This window comes from Nitrospira sp. BLG_1, from assembly GCF_047338595.1.
Taxonomy (GTDB): domain Bacteria; phylum Nitrospirota; class Nitrospiria; order Nitrospirales; family Nitrospiraceae; genus Nitrospira_D.
Map to the genome: position 1 here is coordinate 25,674 of NZ_JBLFBO010000029.1, position 10,417 is coordinate 36,090.

The 10,417-nt window shown below is 55.8% G+C and carries 6 protein-coding genes; 4 read left to right on the top strand and 2 right to left on the bottom strand.

All coding sequences use genetic code 11. From position 1 onward, the window contains the following. Nucleotides 1-202 precede the first annotated feature (202 nt). Together ACMTNU_RS15650 and ACMTNU_RS15655 are read left to right on the top strand one after the other, a co-directional pair. Entirely contained in the window at nucleotides 203-1,201 is a 999-nt protein-coding gene (locus tag ACMTNU_RS15650) for an ABC transporter substrate-binding protein (RefSeq protein ID WP_413936236.1), read from the top strand. Nucleotides 1,202-1,464: 263 nt separating this feature from the next. Then, the gene (locus ACMTNU_RS15655) at nucleotides 1,465-3,255 is read left to right on the top strand and encodes an ATP-binding protein (protein ID WP_413936237.1); all 1,791 of its coding nucleotides are present in this window, start codon (nucleotides 1,465-1,467) and stop codon (nucleotides 3,253-3,255) included. 157 nt (nucleotides 3,256-3,412) lie between these two features. On the opposite strand, the gene ACMTNU_RS15660 is transcribed toward ACMTNU_RS15655, so the two are convergent. Beyond that, entirely contained in the window at nucleotides 3,413-4,804 is a 1,392-nt protein-coding gene (locus ACMTNU_RS15660) for a sigma-54-dependent transcriptional regulator (protein WP_413936238.1), read from the bottom strand. Between the two features lie 538 nt (nucleotides 4,805-5,342). Between ACMTNU_RS15660 and ACMTNU_RS15665 the strand changes: the two genes are divergently transcribed. Beyond that, nucleotides 5,343-7,397: a TonB-dependent receptor plug domain-containing protein gene (locus ACMTNU_RS15665; protein ID WP_413936239.1), complete on the top strand. Its 2,055-nt coding sequence runs from the start codon at nucleotides 5,343-5,345 to the stop codon at nucleotides 7,395-7,397. Nucleotides 7,398-7,471: 74 nt separating this feature from the next. Next, the gene (locus ACMTNU_RS15670; protein ID WP_413936240.1) at nucleotides 7,472-9,454 is read left to right on the top strand and encodes a TonB-dependent receptor plug domain-containing protein; all 1,983 of its coding nucleotides are present in this window, start codon (nucleotides 7,472-7,474) and stop codon (nucleotides 9,452-9,454) included. A gap of 43 nt (nucleotides 9,455-9,497) precedes the next feature. Here ACMTNU_RS15670 and ACMTNU_RS15675 read toward each other — a convergent pair whose 3' ends face one another. Then, on the bottom strand, nucleotides 9,498-10,217 hold the full coding sequence (locus tag ACMTNU_RS15675; protein WP_413936241.1) for a response regulator: 720 nt from the start codon (nucleotides 10,215-10,217) through the stop codon (nucleotides 9,498-9,500). Nucleotides 10,218-10,417 lie beyond the last annotated feature (200 nt).

The following is a 10,417-nucleotide window of genomic DNA, read 5'->3' on the forward strand; positions in this document are numbered from 1 at the left end:
CGGAATACTGAGACGGCGGGCAGCCGACCGTCTGACCAGAAATGGGACAAGCTCATCATCCTTCCAATAGACTCTACGGTCTAAAACTTGCTTAATATTTCATCTTTATAATCAGATCCATTCGGCCTACTCCAAGGTAAGTACGCCTCTTGTAAGTTCCCCTTGGACTTGAGAAGATATGACACGTAGGAGAAAATCCGCGATGAGCTCGACACCTTCACGTCGGCAACCAACTTTCATCGTGCGACTCTGGTGGCTCTTCGCTGTTGCCTGGCTTACCGGCCCAATCCCGATCGTCGGCGCCGGAGAGATCGCCATTCTCAAATCATCCGATCTTTCCTATTATGAGCAAGCGGTCCTTGGTTTTCGGGCCGGTCTCCCTTCAACCATGCAGGTCCGTGAATACAATATCGGCGGTCAACTCGCACAAGGACGAGAAATCGGCAGAGCCTTGCGAGCCTCGCCACCCACCCTGGTGTTTGCAGTCGGCCTCAAGGCGGCCATGGCCGCAAAATTGGAGATTTTCGATACGCCGGTCATCTTTTGTATGGTCCTGAATCCTGAAAGCCACGGACTACCCACTTCCAATATGACCGGAATTGCCGTCAGGATCTCACCCGAAGCCCAGCTCTCGGCCATTCGCTCTGTCTTGCCGGATCGACGACGCATCGGTGTCCTCTACGATGAGGCGCAGAGCGGCGACTTCGTTCGAAATGCGCATCGTCTTGCCAAACAAGATGGATTTGAGCTCGTGCAGATGGCTGTCCGCACTCAGGAGGACTTGGCGCCTGCCATTCGGATACTCCTCCCAAAGATCGACGCCTTGTGGCTGCTGCAAGATCAAACGGTCATTTCGGAATCATCAATCCCATTCCTCTTGGAATCGACCATCGACGCAAAAATCGCGATCTTTACGTTCTCCTCGACGCTGGTTCAGCAGGGAGCGCTTGGCGCGCTTGTGGTGGATCCTTGGGCCGTGGGACAACAGGCAGCCCGGATGGTACGCACACAGCTCACTCATCCCGCAAAACCAGCCGGCGCTCTTCACGACCCCGAACGTCCTCAGTTGGCGTTGAACCTGAATACCGCCGAATATCTTGGCCTGAGGCTCGCACCAGACGTGGTCCGTGTCGCGGGCCACATCTTTAGCGGCCCAGGACCGGTCGCTCAAAAAACAGACTCCTCGGATCTCATTCCCTAGGAGCCGGTCTGATTTATTTCCTGTCGATTCATCACGAAGCTGCCTGGCCGGAGTCGGTCGTGAAGCATCGCGGAAACGGGTTCACGTTGACTGTTTCATAGCTCAAGTTTCAGGCCTGAGACGTTCTGACTCTGCATAACCTGAAACCTGGAACCAGAAACATGAAACTCACCTCGTGAAACATGGGACATGAAACTTGACACTTAGGATCCGTGAGTAGCAGCCCTGAGAGTATCGGCAACGGTTGAGCGTAAAAAACGGCCATGGTTCACAAGCGATTCTTCGTATCCGGCATTTCAATCGGCGTCAGAACAAAGCTCGTCCTTAGTACCACCACGATTCTCATTGTGGCCTGTCTCCTTCTGGGGTGGCTCTTTTTCAAGCAGCAAGTGCGATCAGCAACCGAGAGTCTCGTCCAGAGCGGAACCTTGCTCGCGCAACACCTGGCCGGTATGGGGCGTGTGAGCATCCTCGCCGGCGACACCCATCGACTCGATGAACTCGCACAGGAGATTCTTACGGTGAGTCCGGTGGCCTATGTCGCAATCCTCTCACCGAACGGAGACCTTCAAACCGGCTACGGAAAGAACGACTGGCAGCAACAGTTTTCCGCATCAGCAGCAGGTCGCCGGCATTTCTCCGTCACGAAACTGGTCTCGCTACCCGGCACCGACAAAACCGAACCAATCGTGACCGGAATATGGCTGAGCAGCAACGGTCCCTTTCTTCGACCAAACATCGACTTTTCGCCTTCTGATTTGCTCAATCTTCTAGGAGGGTACGAGCTCCCTATATTTTATGACCTGTTGATCCAGGTTCCTCGCCAATCTCATACGGGCCACTGGGATCCTGCCCTCACACTCACCCTTGAGGAACGTCCGGGAGGTTCAGAGGTAACACAGAAACTGACGTCCCCACCTCCTTCTCTGGTTGAAATCGGCCTTTCCACGTCCGACCTTCAACAGAACTTACGCCGGCTGTTATGGCAAGCCGTGCTCATTACGGTCAACACATTGATCGGCGGAATCTGCATAACCGTGCTGCTGGCGCGCCGTATGACGGTCCCCCTCCAAGCACTGACGGCTGCAGCCACAAAACTGGGAACCGGAGAGACGACACCGACGATTGCCATACAGGCACGCGATGAAATTGGAACCCTGACAGAGGTCTTCAACTCCATGGCCTTGAGATTGCAGACGCGCGAGCATGAATTGCGCGAGCTTGCCCAGACCTTGGAGGAGCGGGTCAACATCCGCACCCGGGAGCTGGCGGCTGCGAACGCCAAACTCCAAGAGCTGGACCGGCGCAAATCGATCTTCGTCTCCACCGCCTCACACGAATTGCGGACCCCGCTGACCTCTATGAAGGTCCACCTTGCCAACTTACGGGATGGGATTGATGGAGCAGTCACCCCTGATCAGCGAGGATCGCTGTTGCGTGTAGAAGCCAACCTCTCGCGGCTTCGGATTCTCATCGAGGAATTGCTCGATCTTTCTCAAATCGAGCTGGGCCAAACAACACTACGCCTGGAACCGGTTGCACTTGGGAGTGTGATCGCCAAGACCGTCGAGGACCTTCATCCCTTCACGTCAGAACGCTCCGTGACGATCGTCATCTCACTCCCGACTGATCTACCCTTGGTGTCGGCAGACCCGAACAAACTGAGACAGATTCTCCTCAATCTATTGCATAACGCGGTCAAATTCTCACCGATGAATACCGTCGTGGATCTCGACGTCACGAGACTCTCAACGGACAACATTCTGATCTCCGTGCGGGATGTCGGACCCGGCATCGCGCCCGATGATGTGGACAAGGTCTTTCAACCATTCTATCGTGCACCCACGACACATAAAACAACCAAGGGAACAGGACTCGGGCTGGCCATTGCTAAGCTGTTGGTCGAACTCCATCAGAGCCGACTCGCGGTGGAGACAAAGCCCGGCCGAGGCAGCTGCTTTTACTTTACCTTACAGACAATGACACCGGTACGTCTCGCCCATGCAGAGCCCATCGTAGCTCGTGAAGCGTCGTCCGTGACGCGTATGTCGTGAAGAGACGATGCCGACGGTTTCTGGTTTCAAGTTTGATGTTTCATGTTTCACGGCGTGAGTTTCAGGTGTGAGATTCTTGGTTTCTGCACAACCTGAAACGTTGAACATGAAACCTGAAACCATTGGCCCGTGGCTTCACGTTTCACGAGGTGTGCTGCTAGGGGGAAGGAGGCTTCACCAAGACTCCACGTTGCCTGAGGAGCCTTGTGAGGTAAGTGCGTTGGAGTCCCAGCATCTCAGCTGCCTTCGTCTGGTTCCATCCCGCTCGTCGCAACGCTTCTTCCAGGACCTTCCGGCTGTACCCTTCCATCACCGCATGGTAGTTCAGCGTCTCGTCTTCTGAAAATGCCACGTCCACCGGTAACCGGCGAGGCGCCGTGATCCCTAAATGTTCCGGCTCAATACGGTCATCGGGACAGAGCGTGATGGCGCGGACCAAGACATTTTCCAACTCACGCACGTTCCCCGGCCAGTGATAGCCCTGAAGCACGTCGAGCGCATCCGGGCTCACGGTGAACGTCCGATGGGCGATCGACGCCCCATGCAGCCGGAGAAAGTGCTCGACCAATGCAGGCAAATCATCCGGCCGTTTGCGCAACGGAGGGACGGTGAGCGAAATCACGTTCAGCCGGTAGAAGAGGTCCTCCCGAAACCCACCGTCCTGAATGGCCTCCTTCAGATCTCTATTCGTGGCCGCAATAAACCGGACGTTCGTACGGATCGGTTGTGTCCCGCCGACCCGGTAGAACTCCTGATCTTGGAGGAGACGGAGCAGTCGCGTTTGCAGTCCTGCAGGCATGTCACCGATCTCATCGAGGAACACGGTGCCGTCTTCCGCCGATTCAATTTTCCCCGGTTCCCGCTTCCCCGCTCCGGTGTAGGCTCCCTTTTCATGGCCGAAGAGCTCATTTTCCAACAGACTCTCGGGTAATGCCGCACAATTCACCACGACAAAGGGTTTCGAGGCACGCGGGCTCCACCGATGCAATGCACGAGCCATCACTTCCTTCCCGGTTCCGGTTTCACCCAATAGAAGCACGGTGGCGGATGCGCCGGCCGCGCGCCGGGCCGTATTGAGGAGTTCAACCATGCGCGGACTGTGCCCGATCACCTGTTCATACCGGCCCTCGACTTCGGCTTGCAGAAGCCCGATCTGCCTGGTAAGAGCCATCTGGCCCCTGGCCTTCTCGATCACCGCAGAAAGATGATCCGGCTCAAACGGTTTCGTCAGAAAATCACAGGCCCCGAGCCGGATGGCCTCGACGGCCCGATCAATCGTCCCGAATGCGGTAATCACGACCACCTCCGGCGTATATTGCGGCGGAACGTTCGAGCGACGCTCGGCAAGCAGCTTCAGCACATCCAGTCCGCTCAAGCCCGGCAACTCGATATCCAGGAACATCAGATCCGGCTGCTCCTCGATTGCCAGTTTGAGCGCATGCTCGCCGTCTTCGGCCGTCAGCACCTCATGGCCCATCCAGATCAAGCGTTTCTGGAGCGCGTGTAAAATGTCTTGATCGTCGTCGACCACGAGAACTCGTATCTGCATGGAACTCTCCCGGCTAGGTTGAGTACAGCGCCCATTGTAGTGGAAGAGCGGTCGGAGGCGAAAGGCACTCCAAAAGCCACTCACCATGGAACACATCTAGGTTGCGCGAGACCATGCGAACGCCGTCAAGCATATTTCACGCCGCACGGCTGGATCTGGTCAGATGATCGTGAACTGAAGGGAAATGTCGGCTGAACCGCGCATAACAGGGTCCATAGGACCTGAATAAGAATGAGCTGTCTACAAAAGGATTCAGTATCTAATTAGATTCACATCGAGCACAGTGGACGCCCTTCTCGTGAACAGAGCAGCCATTTTTACTCGTGATACTTGTATTCCTGGTGGAGTTGGCATATGAAAGTATCCGCTTAAAATGGATGAGACCCCACTTTGCAACAGACTCCGGAACACATACCCGTGCGGCTTTGCGCCCGCTCAACAACCACTCGGATGACTGATCTGCCCTTCGCTCTGATTGCGATAGCACTCGCGAATCAATGAGCAAGTTGATCGTCTGAATCAAGCCGAATTCATACTCATGACAACGAACCGCTTGGACAAGATCATAGCAGTAGTGGTTTGTTTGATCGTCGTCCCACTGCAGGCCTGGGCTGAGCCGTCGTTCTCGCTCCCGCGAGCCTCTTCAACGACGGAACAGCAACTCCAGGAAGAATCCCTCTACCTGAAAGAAGAAATCGTCAGTATTGCCAGCCGGCACGAACAGCCCATTTCTGAAGCCCCATCCAACGTGTACGTCATTACCGATGAGGATATTCGACTCTCAGGAGCAACCGACTTACCTACGATTCTTCGTCGAATCCCCGGAGTTGAGATCATGCAAATGAGCGGTGCTGATTTCAACGTCAGCATCCGCGGAAACAATCAACCGATCGCCAATAAGCTGTTGGTCCTTGTAGATGGACGGTCGATCTATGTGGATTTGCAGGGCACGGTGTACTGGAAAGCGCTGCCGGTCACCTTGCCGGAAATCAAACGAATTGAAGTGCTCAAAGGCCCGGCATCGGCGCTGTACGGGTTCAATGCCTTCGACGGCATCGTGAACATCATCACGAAAACACCGGAAGAAATGAAAGGCACGACACTCCAGTTCGGCGGAGGCGAATTGGGAACCGTGACTAGCGCTGCAGTGACTGCCGCGACGGTCGGAAATCTAGGAGTTCGGATTTCAGCCGGACGAGACCAGAACCAGCAATGGCGGGATGAAGACGCCCTTGCCTTTCGCTCTCACAAGCTCAATGTGGCCACTCAATATGCGCTGTCTGACAACAGTACGTTGCACGTGTCAGGCGGTGTCGTCGATACCAATCGCTTTGATGGACAGATCGGTGAAACTGTCTCAACAAGCACCAGGTTGACACAGGCCTACGTCAGCGCCGAACTGGACTGGGGCACCCTGTCGCTTCGGACCTGGTGGTCCAGGCTCTCCAGTTCGTCACTGCCGACTGCCAACCCCCTCCTCTCAAATTTTCTCACCATTACCGACCGGAACGGACAGGCTCTATCCTCGACCGTCGCGGACACCTACAACCTTGACCTGCAACACATGATCAAATTTTGGGGAGCGCATCAATTCACCTATGGGCTCAACTACCGGCACATCAGCTTGACCAGCAATATTAATTCTGACGTGTCGCGTGAGGATCGACTTGGTCTCTTCGTGCAGAATGAGTGGCGGGTGACACCACGCATTTCTCTGGTGGCCGGCGGACGGTACGATATGGATACCTTTATCAATCCCACGCTCAGTCCTCGTCTGGCTGTCATTTACCAGCTCTCACCAAACCATTCATTCAGAGCCTCTGCCTCTGTTGCGTATCGCCCACCGACGCTGATCGAGACCTCACTCGACCAACGCGCGAGAACGACAATTCCCACAGGGTTGGCACCTCCAGCTCCCTCGACATTCACAAATGTGATCCCCGTACGCGGCTCGGCCGGACTCGACCCCGAGCAAATTATCTCCGGCGATGTGGGGTATCAAGGCTGGTGGTTTCAGCATCGCTTACGGACGCGAGGGGACCTCTTTTTCAGCCATCTCTCTGATTTGATCGGCAATCGAAACGTCTCAGCAACCCAAGCCACGTTCGTGAACGATCAGGGCCACGCCAATATTTATGGGATGGAAGTCGGGATTGAAGTGCTTGCAACGACGTGGCTGTCCGGTTATGCCAACTACAGTTACGAGCTCTTTGATCACACGTTTCTCGGTACCGTTCGCCGAGGTGCGCCGAACCACAAGACCAACGTGGGGCTCAGAGGCATCTGGTCGACAGGTATCTCCGCTGATCTGTCGTATCACTATGTCGGACAAGCCACCTACCCGGTTGCTCAAACGTTCACCCTGTTAGCGCCATTCGGCGTGCCGTTCGTCAATCCACAGGTCAGCAGCTATAACCTGCTGAATCTTCGTGTCGGCTATCGGTTCTGGCAACAGCAATCTGCAGCCGGCTATCTACGCGAAGCGGAGGTTGCACTCTCTGTCTTCAACGCCCTGAACGACACGCATCGTGAGCATCCACTCGGAGATCTGCTCGGAACACGCGTGATGGGATGGCTCACGGTGAAACTGTGACTCTGAACCGGTGTCTGGTGCCAAGACGCTGGAGAACTTTGGTCTCTGTGATGGCATTGTGCTGGTGTCAGGACTTGGCGCAGAGTTGGGCCGAAACTTCCCCCCTGGTCCCCCGAACCTCTTCAACGACTGAACGGCAGCTTCTCAATGAAGCGCTCTACTTGAAGGAGGAAACCGTCAGCATCGCCAGCCGCTATGAACAGCCGATTTCTCGAGCTCCTTCCGATGTCTACGTGATCACCGATGAGGATATTCGGAGCTCCGGATCCACGGATATCCCGACATTGTTGCGGCAAGTGCCGGGGATGGAAGTCATGCAAACCAACGCCGTGGATTTCAATGTCAGCGTGCGGGGTAACAATCAGGTGCTGGCAAACAAGCTCCTCGTCCTGGTGGACGGACGATCCATCTACCTCGATCAAGCCGGCAATACGATCTGGAAGCTGCTGCCTGTCACCTTGGCTGAAATCAAACGAATTGAGGTCCTGAAAGGGCCGGCATCAGCCGTCTACGGATTCAATGCCTTCGACGGCGTTATCAATATCATCACGAAGTCTCCGGAAGAGATGAAGGGAACGACACTCCAAGTAGCGGGTGGCGATATGGGAACCCTGCTCACCAGCGTAGTCCAAGCTGGCACGGTGGGGAATTGGGGATACCGGTTATCCGGCGGCCATGAGCAAACGCAACGATGGTCCGATCGAGACGCACCGGCGCTCAATGGCCAACGAATCGGCGGAAGAGTCGAGTATCACCTTCCTGGGGATGGGACCATACGGGCGGAAGGAGGGATCGGACGAGCGAACCCCTATAACGGGTTCGTCAGGGAAGCGTCCGTCTCCGACGGGAACTTGTCGCAGGGGTATGCCCTGGTCAGTTACGAACAACGCAATCTGCTGGTCCGCGGCTGGTGGAGCGGGCACTTCGGAGAAGCCAATTTTGGAGTGGTCCGGGCGCTCGCCCCGCTATCCGCTATCACTGACCGATTTGGACGTGCAGACCAAGAACACCACCAGAACACGTACGACTTCGAGACACGCTATCGGTTCAACCCGCACGAGTCGTTGAATATCAACGTCGGTACCAACTTCCGCCACATTCTTCACAGCTCAAATATTCTCACCACTCGAACGACGGAGGATCGTGTCGGACTCTATGCGCAAGGAGACTGGCTGGTGCTGCCTTCGCTGGAGGTCAGCGCCGGCCTGCGGTACGATCTAGACAGCTTGATCGGTCCCCATCTGTCGCCTCGCGGCGCCGTGATCTACCATCTCCATGCCAACCATGTCCTTCGCTTTTCCGGTTCGATGGCCTATCGTCCGCCCACAACCACTGAGGCGAGCCTTGATGTCCTGAACCAGTTAACGTTGCCTGGGCTCCCTCCCTTCAATACCAGAATTGTGGGGTCAACCGACGTGAAACCCGAGCACATTATGTCCTACGAAGTCGGGTATCAGGGCTGGTGGTGGGACCATCGGCTGCGAACCAGACTCACGGGGTTTTATAACCATATTTCCGATCTGATCGCGTTTCAAAACCCGACCGGCAGCCCCTTGATCCCTGTTCACCCCATGAACGGCGGGATCGCCGATGTCTATGGAGGGGAAGCCAGCGTAGAAGTCTTGATGACGTCCTGGCTTTCAGGATTTGCCAATTATGCGTATCAAGAGATCGGTCAAACCTCCAGCGGGGTCAGCCGGCGAGGGTTTCCACACCACAAAATCAATGCTGGACTTCGGGTCAAATGGAGTCCCTTTACTGGTGAAATTCTTTACCACCGCGTGGGAGCTGCGTCCTATCCATTGGCCGATGCCTTCACCAACCTGTCACCCTTCTTTCCGCCAGGCACCGTGCTTCCGAAGGAACAGGTCCCCGCGTATGATCTGGTCAACATCAGAGTGGGCTACCTGCTCTGGCGGCAACAAACAGGCGACAATGTGCGGGAAGCCGAGCTGGCCCTGTCTGTCTTCAACGCCCTGAACGACACGCATCGTGAGCATCCGCTCGGTGACCTGCTCGGGACGAGGGTGATGGGCTGGCTGACGGTGAAGTTATGACGAATTCCACCGGCGTGGAATCACGCTGTTGCCGACCGCAGCATCAGCCGTTGTCGTCAAGATGTCGCGTGATCGGGCTCGGGATGAGCGCGGTTCCGTTCGGCATCGAACGTGGCAACCGTTCTCTCCACCGGACGAAGCAACTCGTCGCTTCCGATCTCCTCGAGATCTTCAGCCGCTTGTAAATGGCCTGAATGCGCGATGCAATCCTGGCAGGCGTGGCATGGAGCTCTTGGGCGATTTCTTTATTGCTCTTGCCGGCGGCGATACGGGACAACACTTCGACATCGGACTTTGAACAGTCTTCGATGCTCTGCCGTCGTGTGCCTTGTGCGCCATCCCGAATCCAGGTCATGACCTGCGTGACCAATGTCGGATCGACGACGGCCTTTCCCTCCGCAACGATCGCAATGGACCGCGCAACCTCCACACCCGAACAACTCTTCAGCAAGTACCCCTGTGCACCGGCACGAATTGCGGCACGCAAGAGCGCCCTGTCTTCATAGGCCGTCAAGAAGCAGATGCTGGTCTGGGGGAATCTGTGCCTGAGGGTCTCGCACAAATCGATTCCGTTTGCGGAGCCCAGTTGCACATCCAGCAGTACTACATCCGGTCGGTGCTGCCCGACTGCAGCAATCGCCTCATCATGCGTGCTTGCCGTACCGACAATGACGATGTTCTTGTCTTCATCGAGGATCGTCTTCAACCCATGAAGTACGACTACCGAGTCATCAACAAGGAGCACACGAATCTGTTCCGGCATTCTAGAGTATGCACCACATAAGCCGTCGTACGGGAAACGTCCTTCGTTCCAGATCAAAACGCATCACGCATCACGTTTCACACGACATGTTTCAGCCAACCTGTGCGTATCGTACAAAACCAGTCGGTATAACAGGCGCATTCATAAAAAGGCCTCCCGCCACCAGGAAGAGTCCTAGTGACGGGAGGAACCTCGGGGCC

What these genes read in the sequence shown, in the direction of transcription:
- ACMTNU_RS15650 (WP_413936236.1), top strand. Translation starts at nt 203, where the DNA reads ATGAGCTCGACACCTTCACGTCGGCAACCAACTTTCATCGTGCGACTC.
- ACMTNU_RS15655 (WP_413936237.1), top strand. Translation starts at nt 1,465, where the DNA reads ATGGTTCACAAGCGATTCTTCGTATCCGGCATTTCAATCGGCGTCAGA.
- ACMTNU_RS15660 (WP_413936238.1), bottom strand. Translation starts at nt 4,804, where the DNA reads ATGCAGATACGAGTTCTCGTGGTCGACGACGATCAAGACATTTTACAC.
- ACMTNU_RS15665 (WP_413936239.1), top strand. Translation starts at nt 5,343, where the DNA reads ATGACAACGAACCGCTTGGACAAGATCATAGCAGTAGTGGTTTGTTTG.
- ACMTNU_RS15675 (WP_413936241.1), bottom strand. Translation starts at nt 10,217, where the DNA reads ATGCCGGAACAGATTCGTGTGCTCCTTGTTGATGACTCGGTAGTCGTA.